Annotated in this window: 22 protein-coding genes; 4 read left to right on the plus strand and 18 right to left on the minus strand. The window is 45.6% G+C overall.

Annotated elements, in window-relative coordinates; translation table 11 throughout:
- Positions 1–177: 177 nt before the first annotated feature.
- Positions 178–918 carry a lysophospholipid acyltransferase family protein gene (locus C4K46_RS01765; protein ID WP_209626740.1) on the minus strand — a complete coding sequence of 247 codons (741 nt, stop codon included), beginning with the start codon at positions 916–918 and terminating at the stop codon, positions 178–180.
- 197 nt (positions 919–1,115) lie between these two features.
- Here C4K46_RS01765 and C4K46_RS01770 point away from each other — a divergent pair, with 197 nt between their 5' ends.
- The 4 genes from C4K46_RS01770 to C4K46_RS01785 all read left to right on the plus strand — a co-directional run bounded on the left by C4K46_RS01770 (position 1,116) and on the right by C4K46_RS01785 (position 5,585).
- On the plus strand, positions 1,116–3,488 hold the full coding sequence (locus C4K46_RS01770; protein WP_209626742.1) for a cation-translocating P-type ATPase: 2,373 nt from the start codon (positions 1,116–1,118) through the stop codon (positions 3,486–3,488).
- A gap of 247 nt (positions 3,489–3,735) precedes the next feature.
- The gene (locus tag C4K46_RS01775) at positions 3,736–4,482 is read left to right on the plus strand and encodes a tRNA1(Val) (adenine(37)-N6)-methyltransferase (protein ID WP_209626743.1); all 747 of its coding nucleotides are present in this window, start codon (positions 3,736–3,738) and stop codon (positions 4,480–4,482) included.
- The gene (locus tag C4K46_RS01780; RefSeq protein ID WP_209626745.1) at positions 4,472–4,735 is read left to right on the plus strand and encodes a GIY-YIG nuclease family protein; all 264 of its coding nucleotides are present in this window, start codon (positions 4,472–4,474) and stop codon (positions 4,733–4,735) included. The genes C4K46_RS01775 and C4K46_RS01780 overlap by 11 nt, the downstream gene beginning before the upstream one ends.
- Positions 4,728–5,585 carry a DapH/DapD/GlmU-related protein gene (locus C4K46_RS01785; protein WP_209626747.1) on the plus strand — a complete coding sequence of 286 codons (858 nt, stop codon included), beginning with the start codon at positions 4,728–4,730 and terminating at the stop codon, positions 5,583–5,585. Before C4K46_RS01780 ends, C4K46_RS01785 begins: the two co-directional genes overlap by 8 nt.
- 350 nt (positions 5,586–5,935) lie before the next feature.
- On the opposite strand, the gene C4K46_RS01790 is transcribed toward C4K46_RS01785, so the two are convergent.
- The 17 genes from C4K46_RS01790 to C4K46_RS01870 form a co-directional block, all read right to left on the minus strand.
- Entirely contained in the window at positions 5,936–6,682 is a 747-nt protein-coding gene (locus tag C4K46_RS01790) for a DeoR/GlpR family DNA-binding transcription regulator (protein ID WP_209626749.1), read from the minus strand.
- 235 nt (positions 6,683–6,917) lie between these two features.
- Positions 6,918–8,474, minus strand: coding sequence for a degradosome RNA helicase CshA (gene cshA / locus C4K46_RS01795; protein WP_209626751.1), 1,557 nt, complete (start codon positions 8,472–8,474; stop codon positions 6,918–6,920).
- 213 nt (positions 8,475–8,687) lie between these two features.
- Entirely contained in the window at positions 8,688–9,338 is a 651-nt protein-coding gene (locus C4K46_RS01800) for a histidine phosphatase family protein (protein ID WP_209626760.1), read from the minus strand.
- A gap of 186 nt (positions 9,339–9,524) precedes the next feature.
- Positions 9,525–10,436 carry a magnesium transporter CorA family protein gene (locus tag C4K46_RS01805; RefSeq protein ID WP_209626762.1) on the minus strand — a complete coding sequence of 304 codons (912 nt, stop codon included), beginning with the start codon at positions 10,434–10,436 and terminating at the stop codon, positions 9,525–9,527.
- Positions 10,437–10,536: 100 nt separating this feature from the next.
- Positions 10,537–10,917: a PH domain-containing protein gene (locus tag C4K46_RS01810; protein WP_209626765.1), complete on the minus strand. Its 381-nt coding sequence runs from the start codon at positions 10,915–10,917 to the stop codon at positions 10,537–10,539.
- 57 nt (positions 10,918–10,974) lie between these two features.
- The gene (locus tag C4K46_RS01815) at positions 10,975–12,522 is read right to left on the minus strand and encodes a peptide chain release factor 3 (protein ID WP_209626767.1); all 1,548 of its coding nucleotides are present in this window, start codon (positions 12,520–12,522) and stop codon (positions 10,975–10,977) included.
- Between the two features lie 292 nt (positions 12,523–12,814).
- Positions 12,815–13,393 carry a sugar O-acetyltransferase gene (locus C4K46_RS01820; RefSeq protein WP_209626769.1) on the minus strand — a complete coding sequence of 193 codons (579 nt, stop codon included), beginning with the start codon at positions 13,391–13,393 and terminating at the stop codon, positions 12,815–12,817.
- 42 nt (positions 13,394–13,435) lie between these two features.
- Positions 13,436–14,119, minus strand: coding sequence for a YwaF family protein (locus C4K46_RS01825; RefSeq protein ID WP_209626771.1), 684 nt, complete (start codon positions 14,117–14,119; stop codon positions 13,436–13,438).
- A 14-nt stretch (positions 14,120–14,133) separates the two neighbouring features.
- Positions 14,134–14,838, minus strand: a complete 705-nt coding sequence (locus tag C4K46_RS01830; RefSeq protein WP_209626773.1) for a YwaF family protein — start codon at positions 14,836–14,838, stop codon at positions 14,134–14,136.
- Between the two features lie 74 nt (positions 14,839–14,912).
- Positions 14,913–16,295 carry a UDP-N-acetylmuramoyl-tripeptide--D-alanyl-D-alanine ligase gene (locus C4K46_RS01835; RefSeq protein ID WP_209626775.1) on the minus strand — a complete coding sequence of 461 codons (1,383 nt, stop codon included), beginning with the start codon at positions 16,293–16,295 and terminating at the stop codon, positions 14,913–14,915.
- A 392-nt stretch (positions 16,296–16,687) separates the two neighbouring features.
- Positions 16,688–17,734 carry a D-alanine--D-alanine ligase gene (locus C4K46_RS01840; RefSeq protein ID WP_209626777.1) on the minus strand — a complete coding sequence of 349 codons (1,047 nt, stop codon included), beginning with the start codon at positions 17,732–17,734 and terminating at the stop codon, positions 16,688–16,690.
- Between the two features lie 250 nt (positions 17,735–17,984).
- Complete coding sequence (gene recR, locus C4K46_RS01845) at positions 17,985–18,584, minus strand: recombination mediator RecR (protein ID WP_209626779.1); 600 nt, start codon at positions 18,582–18,584, stop codon at positions 17,985–17,987.
- A gap of 84 nt (positions 18,585–18,668) precedes the next feature.
- On the minus strand, positions 18,669–20,732 hold the full coding sequence (gene pbp2b / locus C4K46_RS01850) for a penicillin-binding protein PBP2B (RefSeq protein WP_209626781.1): 2,064 nt from the start codon (positions 20,730–20,732) through the stop codon (positions 18,669–18,671).
- A gap of 273 nt (positions 20,733–21,005) precedes the next feature.
- On the minus strand, positions 21,006–21,698 hold the full coding sequence (locus C4K46_RS01855; protein ID WP_209626783.1) for a phosphoglycerate mutase: 693 nt from the start codon (positions 21,696–21,698) through the stop codon (positions 21,006–21,008).
- Positions 21,699–21,920: 222 nt separating this feature from the next.
- Positions 21,921–22,370, minus strand: a complete 450-nt coding sequence (locus C4K46_RS01860) for a Fur family transcriptional regulator (protein WP_209626785.1) — start codon at positions 22,368–22,370, stop codon at positions 21,921–21,923.
- 258 nt (positions 22,371–22,628) lie between these two features.
- Positions 22,629–22,904, minus strand: coding sequence for an HU family DNA-binding protein (locus C4K46_RS01865; RefSeq protein WP_209626788.1), 276 nt, complete (start codon positions 22,902–22,904; stop codon positions 22,629–22,631).
- A gap of 143 nt (positions 22,905–23,047) precedes the next feature.
- Complete coding sequence (locus C4K46_RS01870) at positions 23,048–23,881, minus strand: DegV family protein (protein ID WP_209626790.1); 834 nt, start codon at positions 23,879–23,881, stop codon at positions 23,048–23,050.
- Between the last annotated feature and the right edge of the window lie 82 nt (positions 23,882–23,963).

The following is a 23,963-nucleotide window of genomic DNA, read 5'->3' on the forward strand; positions in this document are numbered from 1 at the left end:
AAAGCCCAAAAATATGACTTAAAACTGATAACTACTGGACCTTATGGCTGGACCCTTGCTAAGTTTCTTCTTTTTTGGTCTAGACCAGCTCTGGCAGCCTTCGGACTCCCTTATACAAAAAAAGAATGGTTGGGTCGTCCTTCTGTCAGAAAGACTTCCCGCCCATTTCTTGCTGGCTTATTTCCGGTGCTTGTCTGGATCCCAGACAAAGCTAGCCAAAAAGCTAAAAATAAAGGTTAAGAGACCCAGGATAATTGCTGGAATAAAGGCCAGGGCCCGCAAAATACGCCAAAAAATATTGCTCTTTTGTCCCTTTTGATAGGGAAGGAGCTCCGCATCCAGGCGGTCAAATTCAGCCTGAATCCGCCTAGCCACTTCCTCTACACCCTGATCGTTCATACGCTTGATGTCTGAAATATCAATGGGGTTGCCAAAGTTCATATCGACTCGCTCCCCTGCGGCCAAGCCCTTTAAAGACATGGGACCGGCATAAACAGCTGGCATAATCCTGACCTTAGCCATCTTAGCAATGACTGCAACCCCGCCCTTGACATCGGTCGAATGCCGGCTACCACTCGGAAACATAATCAAGGACCGCTGGCTGGTTTTTAGCATTTTGACTGGATATTTGATGGCTGAGGCATCTGGGTGCTCCCGGTCAATAGGAAAGGCTCCACACATACGAATCCACCAACCAAAGACCCGATTCTTAAACAATTCCTTTTTGGCCATAAAAATAAACTGCTTGGGTTTGGTTGCAAAGGCCATATAAACCGGATCCCACCAGGTTCGGTGAGGGGCTACCAGGATATAATTTTCCTCCTTAGCCGGTATCTTTTCCTTGTTATGGTAGTGGGCATTGCCATTGAGGGCCCACAAGATAAAGACGACCAAGCCCCGCAGATAGGTATAAAACATAAAAGTCTCCTTTAGATTTAAACAAAAATCAGATAAGCCAGGACCTAACCTAGTAAACAGGTTACCCAAATAAAGACTCATCTTTCTGCCTTCCATTATACCCTATCCCTTCTGAGTCTGCAATCTTTTTCAGCTTCTTGCCAGTCAAAAGACGACTTCCATTAGATATTTTGGCTAAAAAATGATATGATAACGACATGGAAAGAAAGAAACAATTAACCGGCCTGACCCAGACCCAGGTCGCTGAAAAAGTGGCCCAAGGCCAAACCAACCATTTCACTGCTAAGACTAGCTCTAGTAATTGGGAAATTGTCAAAAGAAATGTCTTTACCCTCTTTAATGCCCTCAACTTCCTGATTGCCTTAGCTTTGGCTGCTGTCCAGGCCTGGAGCAATATGGTCTTTTTTGCTGTGATTTCCTTTAATGCCATCACTGGAATCATCACCGAGCTTCGTGCCAAGCGCATGATTGACAAGCTCAATCTGATGACCAAAGAAAAAGTGACCGTTATCCGCGAGGGCCAAAAAGAAATGATTGATCCAGAGGATATTGTCCTGGGAGATTTGGTCCAGCTAACCGCCGGGGAGCAAATTCCTAGCGATGCCCTGGTCTTGGAGGGCTTTGCCGAGGCTAATGAAGCCATGCTAACGGGGGAGAGCGACTTGGTCCTTAAGGAAGAAGGGGACGCCCTCCTATCAGGAAGCTTTTTGGCTAGCGGGCAGGTTCTAGCCCAGGTGACCCATGTCGCAGCTGACAATTACGCAGCCAAGCTTATGTTAGAGGCCAAGACACTCAAGGGAATCAATTCTCGCATTTTAGAGTCCTTGAATAAGATTGCCGGCTTTACCGGAAAAATCATTATCCCTTGTGGTCTGGCCCTCTTCTTTGAGGCCCTCCTCATCAAACAGCTCCCAATCAAGGCTTCTGTCGTCACCTCATCGACTGCCCTTTTGGGCATGCTGCCCAAGGGAATTGCTCTCTTGACCATTACCTCACTCTTGACTGCTGTTATCAAACTGGGAATGCGTAAGGTCCTGGTCCAAGAGATGTACTCCGTTGAAACCCTAGCCCATGTAGACACCCTCTGCTTAGATAAGACAGGAACCATCACCGAGGGCAAGATGACAGTTGAGCAGGTCTATCCCTTGACGAGCGACTATACTCCAGAAGAAATCGCTCATATCCTGGCCAATTACATGGGGGCTAGTGAGGATAGCAATCCAACTGCCCAAGCCATTCGGAAAAAATTCCCAGCCCCTCAAAATCAGCTTGAAACAGCTAATATCATTCCCTTTTCTAGCGATCGGAAATGGGGCGCCATGGAAATGGCCGGTTTAGGAACCATCTTTTTAGGAGCACCAGAAATCCTCTCCAAGGAAGCAATTGCCGAGCTAGACCAGGCTCAGGAGCGAGGCTCCCGAACCCTGGCCCTGGCCCAAAGTCCAGCCAAGCTGGATCACCAGCACATGACCCTACCAGGAGAAATTCACCTACTGGCCCTCCTAGAAATCACCGACCCTATTCGTCAAGGGGCAGCCGCTACCCTGGAATACCTCCGTTCTCAAGATGTTGACTTAAAGATTATCTCTGGGGACAATCCCATTACCGTATCAAACATTGCAGCCAAGGCTGGCTTTAAGGACTATGCCAGCTATGTGGACTGCTCTGGTCTAGCTGACTCAGAGCTAGAAAGACTAACCCTGGAAACAGCCATCTTTGGTCGAGTATCCCCCCATCAAAAGAAATTGATTATCCAAACCTTGAAAAAGGCCGGCCATACAACTGCTATGACCGGAGACGGGGTCAACGATATTCTAGCCCTGCGGGAAGCCGACTGCTCCATTGTCATGGCCGAAGGAGATCCTGCAACCCGGCAAATTGCTAATCTAGTCCTCTTAAATTCTGACTTTAATGATGTCCCAGAAATCCTCTTTGAAGGTCGGCGCGTGGTCAACAACATTGCCCGTATCGCTCCTATCTTTCTCATCAAGACAGTTTACTCCTTCATCCTGACCCTTATCTGTATCGCTAGTATAGTCCTAGGCCGTTCAGAATGGCTCCTGGTCTTTCCCTTTATCCCTATCCAAATCACCATTATTGACCAGTTCGTTGAGGGCTTCCCTCCCTTTGTTTTGACCTTTGAGCGCAACATCAAGCCGGTTGAGCCCCGCTTTCTTAAGAAGGCTATATTCAAGGCCCTACCTAGTGGAATCATGGTGGTCTTTGCGGCCCTCTTCGCCCGTATCTGGGGCTCTTATCATGGCTGGAGCGACCTAGATATTGCCACCCTTTCTTATTACTTACTAGGTTCTATCGGCTTCCTCTCTGTCCTCCGGGCCTGCCTCCCCCTTAATTTCTGGCGCTTCTTACTCATCCTCTGGTCTATCCTGGGCTTTGGCGCTACTGCCTTCTTCCTACAAAAACTATTAGAGATTTCTAGCCTCAATAGCCAGACCCTGCCAGTCTTTCTTATCCTGATTACTCTTTTCACCCTAGCCTTTGGTCTTATCAGCCACTGGCAGGCAAAAAGAGAAGAGACAGCAAGAAACTCTAGTCAAAAAGAAGCCTAAAAGGAGCAAATGCCCCCTATTTCACAAGGAGAAAGCCGCTTCTCAAACTAGATTTATTTGAAAAGTGGGAAAATAAGTCCCAGATAAAGCAAAAGGCACGAAATTCTACGTATAGAAACGTTGATTTTCTGCCTTTTCTTATGCCCTCAAACTAGGAAAAGAGTCTAAATCTGACTTTTTTCCAGCCTTTTTATAAAAACTGCGGGCAGCCTTGGCGATAGCTAGAAAAACATGCTATAATAAGAGCATGGAGCAAGTCAAATTACAAGCAGGCGAACGGTTGGACCAACTAGCCTCAAGTCAACTCAAAATCATTCAGAATCGAGAAGTCTTTAGCTATTCCGTCGATAGCCTTCTTTTGGCGCGCTTTCCCAAACTTCCCCAAAAGGGACTGATTGTCGACCTCTGTGCGGGCAATGGGGCAGTAGGCCTCTTTGCCTCTACTAGAACGACTGCACAGATTATTGGAGTAGAACTCCAGGAGCGGCTAGCTGACATGGCCCAACGCTCCATTATCTTAAATGGCCTGGATAAGCAGATTAGAATGATTCAGGACGACCTCAAAAACCTGCCCCAGTATCTGCCTGGAAGTAGGGTAGATGTCATGCTTTGCAATCCTCCTTACTTTAAGGTCAGCGAAAGCTCTAATAAAAATCAAAGTCCCTATTATCTCTTGGCCCGCCATGAGATTGCCACTAATCTGGGCCAAATCTGCCGGACAGCCCAGCAGACGCTAAAGTCTAATGGCCGGCTCGTTATGGTCCACCGTCCAGATAGATTTTTGGATATCCTAGAAACCATGAAAAGCTACAAGCTCGCTCCCAAACGCCTCCAATTTGTCTACCCCAAGCTGGGCAAGGAGGCCAACATGCTTTTGATTGAGGCGATTAAGGACGGCTCTGCCGACGGCTTCAAGGTCCTACCCCCGCTCTTTATCCATGAAGCAGACGGAAGCTATAGCCCAGAAATTCATCAACTCTACTATGGAAAATAAGGCCTATATGTATGTCCTGGAATGCCGGGACGGAAGCCTTTATACAGGCTACACCACCGATTTAGACAAACGCCTAGCCACCCACAACTCCGGCAAAGGAGCTAAATACACCCGGGCTAGATTGCCAGTCAAGCTCATCTACCAGGAGGGCTATCCGACCAAGGAAGCCGCCATGTCCGCCGAGGCCCTCTTTAAGAAAAAAAAGCGGTCAGAAAAATTAGCTTTTCTCAAGGAAAGGAAAAATCATGGATAGAATCAACTTCACAGGGTCTTTTCATAGTATCGATATTGCCCCAAGCAGTCAACTAGAGATTGGAGAGGGTGTGACTTTTAAATCCTTTACTAGTCTTGAAGTGGCTGGTGGGGCCTCGCTAAACCTGGGCAAGCGGGTCTTTTTTAATGACCACTGCACCCTGCGCTGTATGCATAAGATAGAAATCGGCAAGGATACCATGTTTGGTGATGGTGTCCGCCTCTTTGACCATAATCATCGCTATTCTAACTACCATATCGAAAAGATTGCCCATAATACTGCTCCCATTAGCATCGGGAAAGACTGTTGGATTGGAGCCAATAGTGTCATCTTAGCGGGAGTGACTATCGGGGATAATGTCGTGATTGGGGCTAACTCCCTTATCTATCGGGATATTCCTAGTAACTCTATTGTCATGAGCCGGGAGGACCTGATCATCAAGGAACGACCTCAAGCCACATACCACGCCTTCACCCTGACGGCCTCTGATACTCTGGAACATTTGGCCTATCTGGCCCAAGAACTTCCCAATCTAGAATTTCACATTGCAGCCAAGACCAGTATCTCTCCCTATTTGGAAAGCTTTGAGCGCTTTCCAAATATCACCCTCCATACCAATATCCACCAGGAAGACATTATTGAAGACCTACTGGACCAGGCTGATATCTACCTGGACATCAATCACTGGGGTGAGGTCGATCAAATCGTCGAGCGGGCCCTGGCTGCCCGTAAGCCTGTTTTCACCTTTGAGGGACTAGCCCATCAAAGCAGTTCAGAACAGGAAGTCTTTCCCCAGAGTCAGCCTGAGAAAATGCTGGCAGCCATCAAGCGCCATCTGAATAAGCTTTAATTTTTTAGCATCAGCTGGCTGCTTTTTTATTTTTTTCTATGGCCGACTTGTTTGTTTTGTCCTTATTTTATTATATAACAACAGTCAAATTTTATCCCTAATTAAGTCTTTCTTTTTTATAGGAAAATGTTTGATTTTATATTTATTTTGTTGCTTTTATATCTAACTGTCTCTTGCCATGTATATTTTTGCTCAAAGATTATCAATTTCTGACTGGCCCAGCTAGCTGAATCCCAAGGACAAAGCCAGCCCTTCTTTCTCAAAAGAAAGAGCCAGAAATCCGCAAGGCTAAGGGCTTAGGCTTAAAGCATGAAAAAGCAAGCAATCCAGACGATTGCTTGCTTTTTCTTCTATAGAATCTTAGTGTATTGGCTATACTTGTCTTTCAAGTCTGGTGAGATTTTATCATCGGTCACTACAGCGTCTAACTCATTTAGCTGATAGAAGCTGTAAAATGAATAGTTGTCAAATTTACTGCTATCAGCCAGGATATATTTCTCGATAGCATTATTAAGAATAATGGCATTGCCATTGCCCTCTTCCTCATTAGAGGTTGTGATGTTCAAATCATTGATACCATTAGCTCCGATAAAGGCCTTGGAAACCTTAATTTCCTTGAGAAGACGGTTGGCAAACTGGCCAACAAAGGTTTGGCTCTTGCTATGGTAACGCCCCCCTACCAAAATCAAGTCGATATTTTGATTGTCCTTAAAGCGCTCAAAAATCGGTAGGGAATTGGTGACGATACTAATACTCTTCCCGTCCAGGTAGTCGGCCAGCAATTCGGTCGTTGTACCTGAACTTATAAAGACGGTGTCACCTGTGGCAATCAGCCTGGCTGCCTTTTTTGCAATGGCTCTTTTTTCATCAATATTGAGCATGGTTTTCTCAATATGACCTGCTTCACCCAGGCTATCTTTGACTTTCTTATGGGCTCCCCCATGGACGCGAATCAGAAGACCTTGTTTCTCTAAATCAATCAAATCTCTACGAATGGTCATATCTGTAACGTCTAGCATGTCCTTAAGCTTTTTTACAGATACCACACCATTATGTTCTAGCTCTTGTAATATGATTCTATGTCTTCCTTCTTTCATTGTTTCTCCTTTACGAATATTATTTAACCCCCCTTTTAAATCTATTATACTACACTTTGAAAATTTTTAAAGTAAAAAATTAGACTAATTTCTGAATTTTGTAAACAAATGTTTGGATTTGTAATATTTCTGATTTATTACTAAAGGTTTTCTAAGTTTTATGGCCTAAAAAAGGCTCCTTGCTCCAAAACAGGGACTAGAAAGAGGCCGAAATCACTTTCGGTCTCTGACTTTCTTATTTATCGCCCTTGTTTCGAATGACAAAGCCGGTCTTTTTCTCACTAGAGGTGGTCAGGGGCTTTTTATGCTCCTTGCGGTAGCGTCTATCCTTATCAAAACGCTCATTTTTAGAACGGCGCTTGAAGCCGCCAGCCTGGTCTCCTCTATTGCGATTATGGGAACTGCGGCTCCTACTGCTGCGGCCACCCTTTTGGCGATCGCCCTTGCCCACATACTTGAAGGGCAGAGGTTTTTCACGCGCAATCTCCACCTCAGGTAGAGAGTCTGGATCCTGCACCGTCAGACTTAAAATATAGAGGGCCAGCTCTTCTGGACTAAACTCAGCTGCCAGTTTTCGGGCATCCTTGCTGAACTTGTCAAAGTTCTTACGAACTTCTTCATTAGCAAAGTCACCTTCAATCTTTTTCAGAGCAACCTTTTTCTTGGCATGGAAGGCCTCTTCAGCAGTTGCCGGCTTCAAGCCCTTCATTCTCTTCTTGGTCAAGTCCTCGATAATCTTCAGGTAGCCCATCTCATTAGGTGAGACAAAGGTGATTGACTGACCTGATTTACCAGCTCGACCAGTCCGGCCAATCCGATGGACATAGCTTTCTGGATCCTGAGGAATATCGTAGTTGTAGACATGGGTCACACCTGAAATATCCAGACCCCGAGCCGCCACATCTGTCGCCACTAGGACATTTAGATTCCCATTTTTAAAGTCTCTAAGGACCCGTAGGCGCTTGCCTTGATCCAAGTCTCCATGGATTCCCTCTGCTTTGAAACCACGAATTTTTAGACCCCGAGTCAATTCGTCCACCCGCCGCTTGGTCCGACCAAAGACAATGGCCAAGTCGGGCTGGTCCACATCCATGAGCCGAGTCATGGTATCAAATTTTTCCTGCTCCTTGATTCGGATATAGTACTGGTCTACTAGTTCGGTAGTCAGCTCCTTAGCCGCAATCTTGACATGTTCAGGCTCTTTCATAAACTGCAGACCAATTCTCTTGATAGCATCAGGCATGGTTGCTGAAAAGAGAAGGGTCTGGCGCTCTTCAGGGACCCGGGCAATGATAGCCTCAATATCCTCCAAAAAGCCCATGTTGAGCATTTCGTCAGCCTCGTCTAAGATTAGAGTTTCTACCTCTTGCAGTTTCAGGGCCTTACGCTTGATTAGATCCAACAAACGACCAGGCGTTCCAACTACGATGTGGGCACCGGACTTTAGGGCCTTGATTTGCTTTTCAATGCTAGAACCACCATAGACCGAGCGGACCTTTACTCCCTTGCTCCGGCCGAAACGAAAGAGCTCTTCCTGGCTTTGGACAGCCAACTCCCGCGTTGGGGCAACCACTAGGGCCTGAACTACTGGGCGACTGGTGTCGATTTTTTCCAGGGTTGGAAAGCCAAAGGCTGCTGTTTTACCAGTTCCCGTTTGGGCTTGACCAATCACATCCTGGCCAGCCATGGCCAAAGGAATGGTTTTTTCCTGGATAGGACTGGCTTCCACAAAGCCTGCTTTGTCAATTTCTGCCAACAATTCGGCAGATAAATTTAATTCATTAAATTTCATTTTTCTTCCTTCTAAAAAGGTGGTGCGAAGCCACCTTATAGGGCATGATTCTATATTTTCTCCTGAGACTAAGAAACCTAGCTATCTTTTCCTAAAGAGGCTAGGCCAGTCTCAAACGAAAGAAAATCATGCAGTAATTGCAACTTATCTAGTATATCACGTTCTTGCCTAAAAAGATACTATTGATAACCGCTTTTCTGAGTTAAACGTTTTCTAGTCCGCTAGCCTAAGCTCAAACTGACCCTGTCTTTCCGTCAAAATCAGTAGCTGACCATTTTTGATACTGGCTAGCTCCTGCTCTCTTGCAAACAGCATCCAGAGTTGCTCCATAACCACTCCATGGGCTACCAGGAGGGCCCGGTTGCCAGAGTGTTGGTCCAGATAGGTTAAAATCTGCTCTAGACCTTGAAGGAGGCGCTGATTGAAGCTCTCCTCACTTTCAGCATAGCCCGAACTATCTAGCCTGGGGATGGTCCTTGTGATCAACTGACGAAAATCCTTGCGGCTAAGCGAGGCTTCTTCTAGGCTCTGGTAGCCATGGGCTAGTAGGACTTTTTCAATCACTTCTGGGTTGCTCTGGCCTTCAAACTCACCAAAGCCAAACTCCCGCCACTCCTGCATGGGCTGGACTTGCTGGAGTGGCAAGGCTGCTGTCTCTAGGATTTCTTGGGCAGTGGCCAAGGCCCGTCCCCGATCACTAGAAAAAACAGCCGTAAAATAAATCTTGCGCTCTTTTAAATAGCGTCCCAGCTCCCGGGCCTGCTGACGACCTTTTTCTGTCAAAGGAGAGTCTATCCACCCCTGCACACGATTGAGGGCATTTAAAAGGGTCTCACCATGACGAACGATATAGATTTCCTTCACTTCTTCCTCCTTTATCTTATAAAACGAGGCCAAGCCTAAATATCTGCTAGAGCCAGCTTGAAGCAACTAGACTAAGCCTTCTTTCCCCTATTGTAGCACTTTCCCCATCTTTTTCCTAACAAAAAGAGGCTCCTGCCACCAAGAAATGATTGAGGGCTTAGCCCGTCACTTCTTCTGGCAAGAAACCTAACGTCTATTGGCATACCACTTCAAAATCTGAGCTAAAATCACCCAGAGGACAAGGCTAGCAAGAAGGATATAAATCCAAGCATACTTATCCTCAGTCAAAGGCAGGGGAACATTCATACCAAAGAAGCCTGTAATCACCGCAATGACAGCCAAAAGGATAGAGACAATGGTCAGCATGGTCAGATTGTCATTTAGATTATTATTGAGGACATTATTATAGGAATTAGATAATTGCTGGAGGACTTGGGAAATCAAGTCGGTCATGGCAACGAGCTGCTTGGCCTCAATCATGGCATCTTCAAACTGCTCGGTCTCTACACTATCAAAACTCCGATAAATGGCATGACTCTTGATGTGGTCTAAAAGCATTTTATTCTGCCGGGCTGCCGCTTCTAGATAAACCATACTGGTCTCTAGGTCAGATAGGGCCAAGAGATTTCTCTTGGTCGTTGTCTTGCGCAAGAGACTACTGATTTCATCCTTGGTCTTGTCCATCTTCTCAATCAGGGGATAGTAGGAATTGCTAATCAACTCCAGACTGGCAAAGAGAAACTTGTAGACTGAAACTGGACCCTGATGTTGGTCCAGATAGGCCTCCATCATCTCCAAAACATAGGCATTATCCTGGTTAGAAATGGTAATCAGGCGCTCCTTTTGTACCAGAAAGGTCATGGGAATCGTTTCATAATAATCCTTATCTGGCTGCAAATCCAAGACATTATAGATAAATAGGACCGTCCCTGTCTGCCGATTATAGTCCATATGGGCCCGTTCATTTTTATCCAGGGCATAGGCAATCATTTCCCGGTCAATATCATATTGCTCATCGGCCCAGTCTGCCTGATCTAGCATACTAGAATCTAGGTTAATCCAAGACCGATTATCTGCTAACTTTTTTTCCAAAATCATTTTTTTCCTCTCTAAAAGGGAACTCGAAATTCCTAACCGAAGCAGACCAAGAGCGTCCTTCTTCCGCTAGAAGCTTTCAACTTCCCTCATTTACTCTTATTTATCGCAAGACTGCCGCTGCTAAGGCCTGCTGAATAGCAATAACACTGCCATCACTCTTAAACTGGAGGGTCTCCGCCGGTTCTAAAGCAGAGGAAATCCAGATTTTCAGCTCAGCATCCAAATCAAAATGACCCGCAGTTTCTACTGAAAAGCGAGAAATGGACCGATAAGGAAAGGACTTATACTCCGTTTTCTTGCCAGTCATACCTTGCTTATCAACCAAGATGAGGCGATATTCTGTAAAGACAATCAAATCGCGAATCAGGCTGAAAGCCAGCGTTACCTGCTCATTGGGAATGAGGACATCCGCCAATTCCCGTTCTACTTTTTCGACATCCTTCTGGGAAGCATTACCCATTAAACCACTAAAAAGTCCCATTGATTTCTACCTCTTTCTTTCTAAATAAATGATTAGATGACTATTTTTAGCCTAGATTTACATCTTCTCTTCGAGTGAGACATCTGGATACTTGTCCGCAAACCAACGCAGGGCGAAGTCATTTTCAAAGAGAAAGACTGGCTGGTCAAAGCGGTCCTTGGCTAGGATATTGCGACTGGACGACATTCGCTCGTCCAAGTCCTCCGGCTTAATCCAACGGACCGTCTTTTTACCCATAGGGGTCATCACAACCTCGGCATTGTATTCATTTTCCATGCGGTGCTTAAAGACCTCAAATTGGAGCTGGCCGACTGCTCCCAGCATGTACTCCCCGGTCTGATAGTTGCTATAGAGCTGGATGGCTCCCTCTTGCACTAGCTGCTCAATTCCCTTGTGGAAGGACTTCTGCTTCATCACATTCTTGGCCGCGACCTTCATGAAAATTTCGGGGGTAAAGGTTGGCAAGGGTTCAAACTCAAATTTATTCTTGCCGACAGTCAGGGTGTCGCCGACCTGGTAGGTCCCTGTATCATAGACCCCGATAATGTCACCGGCTACGGCCTGGCTGACATTTTCCCTGCTTTCAGCCATAAACTGGGTCACATTGGATAACTTGGCTCCCTTACCTGTTCGAGGCAGGTTGACGCTCATTCCCTTCTCAAATTCCCCTGAAACAATCCGAACAAAGGCAATCCGGTCACGGTGACGGGGGTCCATATTGGCCTGAATCTTAAAGACAAAACCTGAAAAGTCTGGATTAAGGGGCTCAATGACCTCATCTTCTCTTGTCTTATGCCCATGAGGCTCCGGTGCAAATTTCAGGAAAGTTTCCAAGAAAGTTTGTACACCAAAATTGGTCAGGGCCGAGCCAAAGAAAACAGGGGTCAATTTTCCTTCTAAGATTGCTCTTTCGGAAAATTCATTACCAGCCTCGGATAGGAGCTCCACATCCTCTAAGACCTGGCTATAAAAGGGATTCTTGGCTAAATCATGATTTTCCGCTTCCTCAAAGGAGATAAAACGCTCATCCCCTTTATAGAGTTCAATGCGTTGATTATAGAGATCGTAAAGTCCTTCAAAGGATTTACCCATCCCGATGGGCCAGTTCATAGGATAGGAGGCAATACCTAGGACTTCTTCTAACTCCTCCAATAAATCAAGGGGCTCACGTCCATCCCGGTCCAGCTTGTTCATAAAGGTGAAGACAGGAATGCCCCGATGACGCACAACCTCAAAGAGTTTCTTGGTCTGGGCCTCAATCCCCTTGGCCGAGTCGACCACCATAACAGCCGCATCCACAGCCATCAGGGTCCGATAGGTATCCTCAGAAAAGTCCTCATGCCCAGGGGTATCTAGAATATTGACCCTTTTACCATCATAGTCAAACTGCATGACAGAAGAGGTAACCGAAATCCCTCTTTGCTTTTCAATGTCCATCCAGTCAGACTTGGCAAAGGTCCCTGTCTTCTTTCCCTTAACCGTACCGGCTTCCCGCAGCTCACCTCCAAAATAGAGTAGCTGTTCGGTGATAGTCGTTTTACCGGCATCCGGGTGGGAGATGATGGCAAAGGTTCTGCGTTTTTTGATTTCTTCTTGTAAAGTCATTTTTCCTCAATTCCTCTTCAATAGCTAAAAATATATTTATAGGCCAGCTTGATCCAAGCCTGCTGGATTGAATTTCCTCTTCTTAACCAACCTATTATAGCGAATTTGGGGCCTTTTTTCAATGTTTAAGAAAGATTTCCTAGAAAAAAGAAAAGGCTGAGAGCAAAAGCTCCAACCTTTAAAACGGGTCTTCAGCGACCAGATGGATTATTTCTATCTTACTTTCTTAGGCCCTGCCTTAGAAAGAGGTCTGCTCCTGATACACCGTCCAAGGGAATAAGCTTAGAGGGGCCTAGTCCTTAGGCTGCCTATCGCTGTCCTTCAGGGGTCGAATGACCTTGCAAGGAACACCGGCAGCTAGGACGTGACTGGGAAGGTCCTTGGTTACCACGCTGCCAGCTGCGATAACCACATCATCACCGATGCTTACTCCAGGCATGACCTGAACACCTGCACCAAACCAAACGCTATGACCGACCTCAATCGGATAGGCGTATTCCAAACCTTGGTTGCGCTCATTCTGGTCTAGCGGATGGCCCGCCGTATGAAAGCCACAATTAGGACCCACAAAGACATTGGAGCCAAAACGAACCTTGGCCCCATCTAGGATGACCAAATTATGGTTGCTATAAAAATTTTCACCCAATTCGATATTATAACCATAATCACACCAGAAAGGGGCTGTAATAGTAACTGGACTCTCCATCTTTCCTAGAAGTTGCTTTAAGAGGACCTGCTGTTCCTCTTCTTGACTAGGTCGTAAAAGATTGTAGTCATAGCAGATTTCCTTGGCTCGCTTGCGTTCCTCGGATAGGACCTGGTCTTCCGCATAATAGAGCTGCCCAGCCAACATTTTTTCTTTTTGGCTCATTCTTCTTTCCTTTCCTGCCTTAACTTGCTAGGGAAATGTCGCCTACTTTATCAAGGCTAAAATCTTCTTCTCCCGCCTTTTGAAGAGTTCATCAAAGAGGAGGAGGGCTGTTGCTAGTATGGTTGATACCACCAAGTAATTGACCAAAAGACTATCCCCCTTGATGATAGGTGGCCGGCTAAGCAGACCATAGTTGCCCCCTGTTAGCTGATTGACTCCGACCAAAAATAGGTTCAAGCCAAAGGTATAGAGGACAATCATCTTCTTGTTGAGCAACTTTTTGTCATAGTGGTTAAAGAGATAAACCAGGGAATTGACAAAGAGGGCATAGTGACCTAAAAGGAAGGAAAAACTGGTGATATGTGGAAAATCGTAAGGGTCAAATACTGGATAACCCAGGGCAAAGACCGCTCCACTGGCCCCTAGGAGGGCAAAATATTGCTTGGAGCGCCACTTATCCGGTAGAAAGAGGACTGCAAACATGGCCAGACGACAATGGTAAAAAGGCAGGCTGTTGCTAAAAGGAATGGCAAATCCGATGTACCAAGCATAGAGGGCCAGGAGCTGAAAGCCCTGTAAAAATTTAAAGGTTTTCCGATAGAGGGGATTGGCATAATACTTGATTGAGGTGTAGGCCAAAAAGACCAGGACCATCATCATGACTATAAACCATAAGAGGGAAATAGGCGGGGCAGAAGTCTTAGTAGTTGTTAAAAAATCGTTCATATTCTTCCTCTGGACTATTTATTGAGTTTTTTAAAGGCAAAAGCATTCAAGAAGGTCTTGGCCTGGTATCTACGGAAAATTTCATTGAGCAAGAGAATGGCTACAATCAAGACCGCTGAAACAGAGACAAAGTTAAAGAAAAATCCCTGATTGCCTAAGAGGGGCGGTTTGCTCAAGAAGCCGTAGTCTCCATCTGTTAGCTGATTGATTAGCATCAAGGAGGCATTGATGGTCAGGGTATAGCTGATAATTTTCTCCCGACTCAATCTTTTAACATCATAGTGGTTAAAGAGGTAAATCAAGGAATTACCCAGCAGGGCCATATGGCCGATAAAGAAAGAGAAAAAGGTAATATGCGGAAAAGGATAGGGATCCAAGACCGGATAAACCAAGGCACAAATGGCCCCAAAGACTCCTAGGAGGGCAAAGTATTGCTTATAGGGGGACCGCTCAGGAAAGAGCAGAACTACAAACATAGCCATCCGACAATGATAGAGGGGCAAGCTCTCTGCTAGGGAGGTCAGGGTCAAGCCATACCAGGTGTAAAGGCTTATTAGTTGAAGACTCTGCAGACCTATAAAAAATTTCTGGTAACTGCGAGAGCGAGAATATTGAGCTGAGCTATAAAGAATGATAATCAGACCAATCATGGTCAGGCCATACCAGAGCGAGTTTAGCTCTGGTAGTTGACCCTTATGAACGGTAAAAAAATCAGACATCTGCTCTCCTTTCTAGTTTACTGGGAGTGGGACTAGGAATGACTTCTGTCTCTCTCCTCTTCTTTTTAGTCGCTTCATGTCTTTTCAAGAGAATCCTCTTCCTCCAAGGCTTGGACAATCTTGGCCAGATTCATCGAATTGCTGCCCTTGAGGAGGACCTGATCGGTCGGCTTTAGGCTTGCTTTTAGGGCTGCCAATAGGTCATCAAATTGATCCTCCGTCTCATCTTTCAAGAAATAGTGAACCTTGTCCTTGTCATAGATTTCCTGGGCATAGCTATAAAGACTGGCCATATCCTGACCGTAAAGGAAGATTTCTTGAATGATATCAGGATTGAGGCTAGTAATCATGGCCCCATGCATTTGCTTGGAGTCTGGCCCCAATTCTTTCATATCTGCTAGAACAGCTAGCTTGCGACCTTGGGGATTGGAAGGAAGACTACTAAAGGTCTCTAAAATCAGGCGCATGGCTGTTGGATTGGCATTGTAGACATCTGAGAGCAAGTCAGCACCCTGGGCTGCCTTTTTCCACTCGGTGCGGTTACGAGTCAGAACCAGGTCTTGAAAAGCCTGGATAATCTCTTCAGGACTCACTCCCTGCTCCAGGGCAACATAGCTAGCCAGCATGGCATTGGTAGCATTATACTTGCCGGTCACCGGCAGGCTAATCGTCTGGTCCAAAAAGTTGGTCCTAAAACTGAGACTTTCCTTTTCTTCTTGAAGCTCGGTCAGATAAATATCCTGGCCTGGACCAAAACGGACCAAGTTTAGCTGGTCTGGCAAAAAGTCATTGACCAGCTTATCAGCAGGCAGCAAGAGCAGACTACCTGCCTTCATGCCATCAGCAATCTGCATCTTGCCTTGAGCAATCTCCTTGCGACTTCCGAAAAATTCCAGATGGGCCTCGCCAATCAAGGTAACGATGCCCACCTTGGGCTTGGCCAAGCTAGAGAGCAGATGAATATCGCCCAGATGATCCTGGCCCATTTCCAGCACCAGCTTTTCAGTCCTCTCAGGCATCTGCAAAATAGTATAGGGGAGGCCAATTTCATTATTATAATTGCCTTGGGTCTTGTAGGTTCGATAGCGACTGGCCAAAAGCTGGGCCAACATATCCTTGGTAGTAGTCTTACCATTGGAACCAGTCACCGCCAAAACATCTACCCCGGTCTTTTCAAGATAGTAGCTAGCTAATTTTTGTAGGCTAGCCAGGACGTCTGTGACCAAAAGGTGGGGAAAAGCTACCGGCTTTTCGCTCAGGGTCAAAACCGCCCCATTCTCAAAAGCAGTGGCGATAAAGTCATGGCCATCACGCTCCCCTTTTAGGGGCAGAAAGAGGTCTCCAGGCCCGATTAGACGGCTGTCAAATTCTGCCTTATTTAGGACCAAGTCCTCATAGTGCTTAAAATCATTTTTTGCTTCTAAAACAAGAGCAATCTCATGTATGGTTAAATTCATTTTCTTCTCCAAAAAAGGGAGTGGGACAGAACGTATTCCTAAAAAGGAATACGTTCGTAGTATATTGATGCTCGCTTCACGAGCTCTATCTCCAACTTTCAAGCTTTACAGCTTGAAACCCACGAAGCCTGTTAGGCTCTGACAGTCCAGCGGACTGTCAGAGGTTGTGGATAACACAAGCCCTGCTTGTGTCAAAAAAACAGTCCCATAGGACTGTGGGAAGTTGAGATAAAACAAGCAAAGCTTGTATCATCCATCAGAGCCTGGAAAGGCGAACGTAGAACCCAAAAGGCTACCGCGTCTTGCACGTATTCCAAACAAGTCTTAAAGGTTGGAGACTCATGTCTCAGACTCCTTTATTATACCACATTTTTCTAATTAGGAATTTTTTCTTAGAATAAATGTTCCTCTCTTTTGTTAAAGGCTTCTTGGGCCAGTCTCACCAACTCGGTAATCAAGTCAGAATAGGCCAGACCCATATTTTCCCATAGCAAGGGATACATGGACCACTGGGTAAAGCCTGGCATGGTATTGAGCTCATTTAGAAAGACTTGGCCATCCTTGGTATAGAAGAAATCACAGCGAGACAACCCCAGGCCACCTAGGGCACGAAAAGCTTCTTCAGCATTCTGCCGCATCTTGCTCATAACCTCTGACGGAAGTTTGGCCGGAATATCCATGGTGATTTTATTATCAATATACTTGGCCTCATAGTCATAGAAGGCTACATCCTTGACAACTTCTCCCGGCAAGCTACTTTTCACATGGTAGTTACCTAAAAGACCGACCTCAATCTCACGCGCATCTACTCCCTGCTCGACCAAGACCCGGCTATCATAGCGAAAGGCTAGGTCGATAGCCTGTCTTAGCTCCTCCTGGTTCTCCGACTTGGAAATTCCGACACTGGAGCCCATATTGGAGGGCTTGGTAAAGACTGGGTAGGCCAGTTTGGATTCGATTTGGCCAATCTTTTCTTCCAGGTTATCTCCCTCAATCACCGCTACATAAGGGACTTGCTCAATTCCTGCTGACTCTAAGACTCTCTTGGTTGTAATCTTATCCATGGCCAAACTAGAAGCCAAAATCCCTGTTCCTACATAGGCCAACTTTAGGGTTTCTAGAAAACCTTGAATAGAGCCATTTTCACCCATGGGGCCATGAAGAACTGGAAAGACAACTGCCCCTTCTTCATAAATATCACTAGCCTTGATTTGACAAGTCCAGTCAATAGTCTCATTGGTCATCAGCTTCTCAGTTACTGCCGGTTGACTTTCAAATTCTTGGGTCTTGAGAAAACTACCATCCTGGCTGATAAAATAAGTTTTGACCCTGAATTTTTCATAATCTACCGCCTTGATGACGCTCTCTGCTGATAAGACAGAGACTTCACGCTCTGCACTCCGACCACCATACAATAAAATCAAACTTTGTTTTGTCATTTTTCTATCCTAACATTCTAATCATTCTGGGCAGGGCCCGGACTTGCCAGTCAAAAAGAAGGTCAGACCAGTAAGCCATCTATAAAACTAACTTCTCTTAAGAAAAGCCAAGTCTAACTCTTGCCCCAAAACTAGGACATGGTTTCGCTCTTTAGTGTACCATATTTTAGCAGTTTTTACCATATCAAAAGGGAGTGGGCTAGAACTTATCCCTAAATAGAAATAGTTCGCAGTCCCACTCCCCTGCTGCCTATAATTCCGTCCGGTTTTCAATCGCCCTAAGGAGGGTCACTTCATCTGCATACTCGATGTCCGAGCCAACAGCTAGCCCCCGAGCTAGGCGGGTTACCTTGATTCCTGCCGGTTTCAAGACACGGGAGATATACATGGAGGTTGCCTCTCCATCAGCAGTCGCATTGGTCGCTACAATGACCTCTGCTATCTCGCTATGCTCCATCAAGCGGCTGAGGAGACTTTTTAGGTTAATATCATCTGGCCCCACCCCATTCATGGGCGAAATCAGACCATGCAGGACATGATAGAGCCCCCGGTACTCTTGGATATTTTCCATGGCCGAAACATCTCGACTATCCTCAACAATCAAAATAGTGGTCCGGTCCCTGGTTTCATCGCTACAAATAGCACAAGGGTCCTCATCGGTCAGATTTCCGCAGATTGAACAGTAGCTCAATTCCCGCTTGGCGGCCAGCAAATTTTTGGCAAATTCATTGACATCATCATCGCTCATGCCGATGGTATAAAAGGCCAGGCGGGTAGCGGTTTTAATACCGATACCCGGGAGCTTGGAGAAACTGTCAATCAGTTTGGCAATAGGAGTTGGATATAACATAATTCACTTTCTAAGGTCCTGCAGGCAGGAAGTTTTATTTTTTAGCTTAACTAGGAGAAGCAACTTCTAACTAGAGATTCCAGACTAGTTGAGGGGGTGACTCTGGTGGTAGAGGTTGATAATATCGCGGGTAATGCTGTGGCTGACTGTGGCAGAAAGATTGGTATTGTGGGGGAAGATAACCGCCACTGCAATCCTTGGATTGTCACTAGGGGCATAGGCTACGACATTGGTATTGATGGCAGCCTGGCCACCCGCCACAAAGGTTTCAGCCGTTCCGGTCTTGGCACTGATAGGAACAGCCTCCCCTTGGGCAATGGTCCTACCAGTGGTAAAGCCACTGCCACCATGCACAACCTGGTAGAACCCTTGCTTAATCAAGCTCATATCCTCTTCGGAGATGTCCACCTTATTTAGTTCCTTGCTCTCCTTCTTTTCAATCAAGTCCCCTAGACCTCCTTCTTCATTGTTGGCATAGATGCCCTCAACCAGGTGAGGAGCCAGGCGTTTACCATTATTGGCTACTGTGGCGGCATACTGGGCTAGCTGCAAGGGAGTATAGTTGTCAAATTGACCAAAGGAATTGGTCAAGTAGTTGGCAAAGGTGAAATCCTTGGGCAGATAGCCCGCCGACTCAGTCGGTAGATCAATCCCTGTCTTGGTCCCCAGGCCATACTCTGCAAAGCTAGCGCGCAACTTCTCCATGGAGGAGTCCAGCTTATCAAAATCCAGATTCATATTGGCCGAATAAGGAGTTCCCATCATTTGCAGGGCCACTTGAACCATATAGGTATTAGAAGAATATTCCAGGGCCTCTAGGGCTGTAATGGAGCGAGAGCCATACTGGGTAAACCAGGAAGTAATGGGATTGCCTCCACCAAAGCTAATGGGCTGGTCAACTAGGGTCTGGTTCCCAGTGATAGCCTTGTTTTCCCAACCAGCAGTCAGGGTCGCTCCCTTGACGACCGAGCCGGGAACAAAAACATTGGTCAAGGTCCCCAAAGAGTCCGAGCTCAAGGCTCCCGATGAGGTATTGTGCTTGAGACCGGCCAGGGCTAGAATACCTCCTGTATTTGGATCGAGAGCAACTGCATAGACCCCTTCAGAATAAGTAGCATTGCCTGCTGCCAGCTCCGCATTGAAGTAGCTTCTAAGGATGTCCTCCACCCCATTTTGGAAGGTCAAGTCAACCGTCAACTTGAGATTATCTCCCTTTTTCCCTTGGGAGATATTGGTGACACTTTCCATGTCGCCATTTTTATCCAAATTGATTTCCTTGACAGCCCTCTTGCCCTGAAGGGTAGCTTCATACTCCTTCTCCAAATAGCTAGTCCCTACCCGGTCATTTAGGGAATATCCCTTTTTCAGGTAGTCATCAACTTCCTCGGCTGGCAGTCCCGCCTTTTCACTGGAAACACTACCGATAATCGAAGCTAGGGGGCTATCAACCACCTTGCGGTCCCAGGCAGTCGTAATACTGATACCAGGTAGGGTCTTGCTGCTGGAAGCTACTAGGGCAATCTGCTCCGGTGTCAAATCATCTGTCTTGATGGTCCCCGTCTCAAAATTAGCAATGCTATTCATCTGATTAAAGAGAGTCACTGCTTTTTTATCCTCTTCACCATAAGCTAGACGAGCACTGTCTAGACTTTCCACAGCATTCTTATAAATCTTAGACTCTGGCAGTTTATTGCCGTCCGTATCGTACTTTTTCTTTTTAGGCAAATCAGCTACTACTTGACTGTAGACCTCACTATCTGCTAAATAGTAGTCAGCCGCCTGCCGTTGACTTATTTCCGTATCCGAAACATCAACCAGATTTAATAACTTTTTGGCCGTCTCTTTTAGGTCGGCCGCAGTCATCTTATTGCTCCTGGTAAAGGAGACAACCTGCTTGGTCGTATTTTCCACTAGGGGCTTGCCACTAGCATCATAAATCTGTCCGCGAACAGAACTAGTAGTTACCTTGGTCTTGCTGGCAGTGGCTAATTTCTTCACATAAAAGTCCTTGTTTACTACCTGCATATAGCCTAGACGGGCCAGGAGGCCCATAAAGAGCAGAATCACAAAGGCAAACAGAAGATTGAGCCGTCTGGGAATGGAATGACTATCAAATTTTCTCGGTTTCTTAGACATGGTTTCTCTCATTCTAGTAAAAATTCTAACTCCTATTTTACCATAAATCAAAGAAAAAGAAGTCTAGGAAAAGTTTCTTTTGTGGAAAATTTCCCAGATAAAAACAGGATCAAGCTCCCCCTAGCCAAGAGGGGAAAAAGCCCTATTTGGTAAGGATAAACTCTCTTTTTCCCACCACTTCCTTGATTAGCCTAGGTAACTTTTCCCTTATCCTTAACAAGCTATTTTCGTTAACTCCTAGAGCTAAAAAGCAAAAAACCAGAACTTGCGTTCTGGCTTTGATTCTTATTTGCCTAGGTAGTATTCACCGACAAGGTTTAATTTGTCATCAAATTCAAAGACAAGTGGTGGGAAGTTTGGAATTTCCACATCCATGATTTCGTCATCAGACAATTGTTTGATGTGTTTTACAAGGGCCCGGATAGAGTTTCCATGAGCACCTACAAAAACATTTTTCCCGTCCTTAAGAGCTGGAGCAATCTTGTCTTCCCAGAAAGGAAGGGCCCGCTCAAGGGTCACTTTCAAGTTTTCAGCATCTGGAATAACTGAATCGTCCAGGTGGGAGTAACGGCGGTCAGTGTGGGCTGAATGCTCGTCATCCTTGGCCATATCTGGAGGCAATACATCGTATGAACGGCGCCAGATATGAACTTGCTCATCACCAAATTGTTCAGCTGCTTCGGCCTTGTTTTTACCAGTCAAGCCACCGTAGTGACGTTCGTTCAAGCGCCATGATTTTTCAACTGGCACCCAGAGTTGATCAGCTGCTTCCAGAGCCAAGTTAGTTGTTTTGATCGCACGTTTCAATACTGAAGTGTAAGCCTGGTCAAATTCGATACCTGCTTCTTTAATCAATTTACCTGCGTCGATTGCTTGTTGAGTCCCTTTTTCAGACAAATCAACATCAGCCCAACCAGTGAAAAGGTTGGCCTTGTTCCATTCAGACTCACCGTGGCGAGCAAAAACCAATTTTACCATTTGAATTCTCCTTGAAATAAGATACCAGAGCCTCCGTTAGACACCTCAGCCCCAGCTCAGTTAGATTTTTGAAAACTGTCTTACAGTTACTCTTATATTTTACAAAATTTTTTCAAAAAAAGCTAGACAAACCAGAAGAAGTCTAGAAAAAACTTCTTCTAGACTTCCTCCAATCAATAATCAAGCTCCAAAATCCCAGATAAAGCTCTAAGAATTAGCAAATCAGGAGCAGTCTGGACAGACCCCATAGGCCAAAATCTGGGTCTTGTGGACCTGGTAGCCCGTATGCTCTTCTGCTTCTAACTTGAGGTTAGGAAAATCAATATCCACATCTACAATTCGACCGCAGAGTTCACAGACCACATTCAAATGCTGGTGGCCCATATAATCAAAATAACTGGTCTTGTCCTGGCTCAATTTTAGTTCGGTCACAAAGCCCTCCTCGACCAGGACCTTGAGATTATTATAAACGGTGGCCAGGCTCATCTTGGGAAAATCAGCCTGCAGATCCTGATAAATCATTTCTGCACTGGGATGACTTTTACTGGCTATCAGATAGGCAATGACTGCCCTGCGCGTCTCGGTAATCCGAATACCTTTTTTTCTCAAGTGCTCCAAGACCTGCTCATAGCTGACCTCTTGCTCTGCTTTTAAATAAGGGTGTCCCACCATTTATTTACCATCTCTCTCTACTTATCCCCTTCATTATAGCACGATTCTCCTAGCTTGACTATTGACACGACCTCACTCTGCTCTGTTAGCCACCCTTTCCTCCATTTGCCTGGTCTCTTGCAGATTATCTCCTATAGTAATAAAAAATCTACCTACTACAGTTGCTAAAGAGCCCAGAAAAAATTCAGCTCTTGTTCTGTACTGCCCCTCCTAAAAAGACAGCAAAAAAACCTAGTCAGAGACTAGGCTTAAAAGACTTTATTTTACAGAGTCTTTAAGAGCTTTACCTGCTTTGAAAGCTGGAACTTTTGAAGCAGCGATTTTGATTTCTTTACCAGTTTGTGGGTTGCGACCCTTACGAGCTGCACGTTCACGAACTTCAAAGTTACCAAAACCAATCAGTTGAACTTTTTCACCTTTTGAAAGGTATTCTGTTACAGCTGCGAATACTGCATCAACTGCTGCTGCTGAATCTTTCTTAGTCAATTCTGTAGCTTCTGCTACTTTTGCAATCAAATCTTGTTTGTTAGCCATTTAACAAATCCTCCAAATATTTTATCGGGTATCCTTTGAATACCCTAACAAATATAATGATAACTTAAAAATGTTCATAGGTCAAGCGTGAAAGTTCTTTTTTCAACTTTTTTCAGCTTTCGTCCATTTCCGTCTGTAATATTTTACTGATAACGAATCAAAACAGCCCAGGCATTCTCCCCAGTATGGGTTTGGATAATCGATCCGGTCTCCAGGAGGGGGATTTCCTCCGAAACATAGGGAGCCAGGCTGGCCTTCAAGTCCTCAGCAAAGTCGGGCTTGCCCGCATAGGAAATCCCAATCTCAGCCACTTTTTTATCGGCTAGACTGGCCTTAAAGTCATCCAACCATTTCTTAAAGGTCTTGTTGCCCCGGCCCTTAACCACAGGCTCTAGCTGGTGGTTTTTCATTTCCATAATCACCTTGATGTTTAAGAGAGAGCTCAAAAGACCTGTCACACGACCGATACGGCCTCCCTTGACCAAGTTTTCTAGAGTGGAGACTCCGATATAGAGTTGGGTCTTATCCTTGACCTCCTCAACCTCTCTTAAAATAGTCTCCAGGTCTGCTCCAGCCTGGGCTAGCTTGGCCGCCTGGACTACCTGAAACTTCATAGCCTGGTCGGTAAAGCTACTATCTAAAACTGTCACATCGACATTGGCTAGGGTAGCTCCCTGCCTAGCGGCTTCTACCGTTCCTGATAGGGCATGGGACATGTGAATGGAGATGATTTGGTCTGCTTCTTCTCCTAAGGATTCAAAAATCTCTGCAAACACTCCTACCGGCGGTTGGCTAGTCTTGGGTAGATTTTTACTATTTTGCATCAGCTGGAGGAATTGTCCCTCCTTGAGGTCGGCATCTGAGTAAACGACACCGTCAATCATGACAGACAAGGGAACAATGGTTATGTCCAAGGCCTCTGCCAGTGCCGGTTCAATCGTAATAGATGAGTCCGTTACAATCTTAATTTTCGTCATATTATCCCTACTTCTAACTTTCAATCATACTATTGTCATTATACCAAAAAAATATATTTTTGTGGAGAAATTTCTGCTAGGA

It is taken from the genome of Streptococcus oricebi, assembly GCF_017883985.1.
Taxonomy (GTDB): domain Bacteria; phylum Bacillota; class Bacilli; order Lactobacillales; family Streptococcaceae; genus Streptococcus; species Streptococcus oricebi.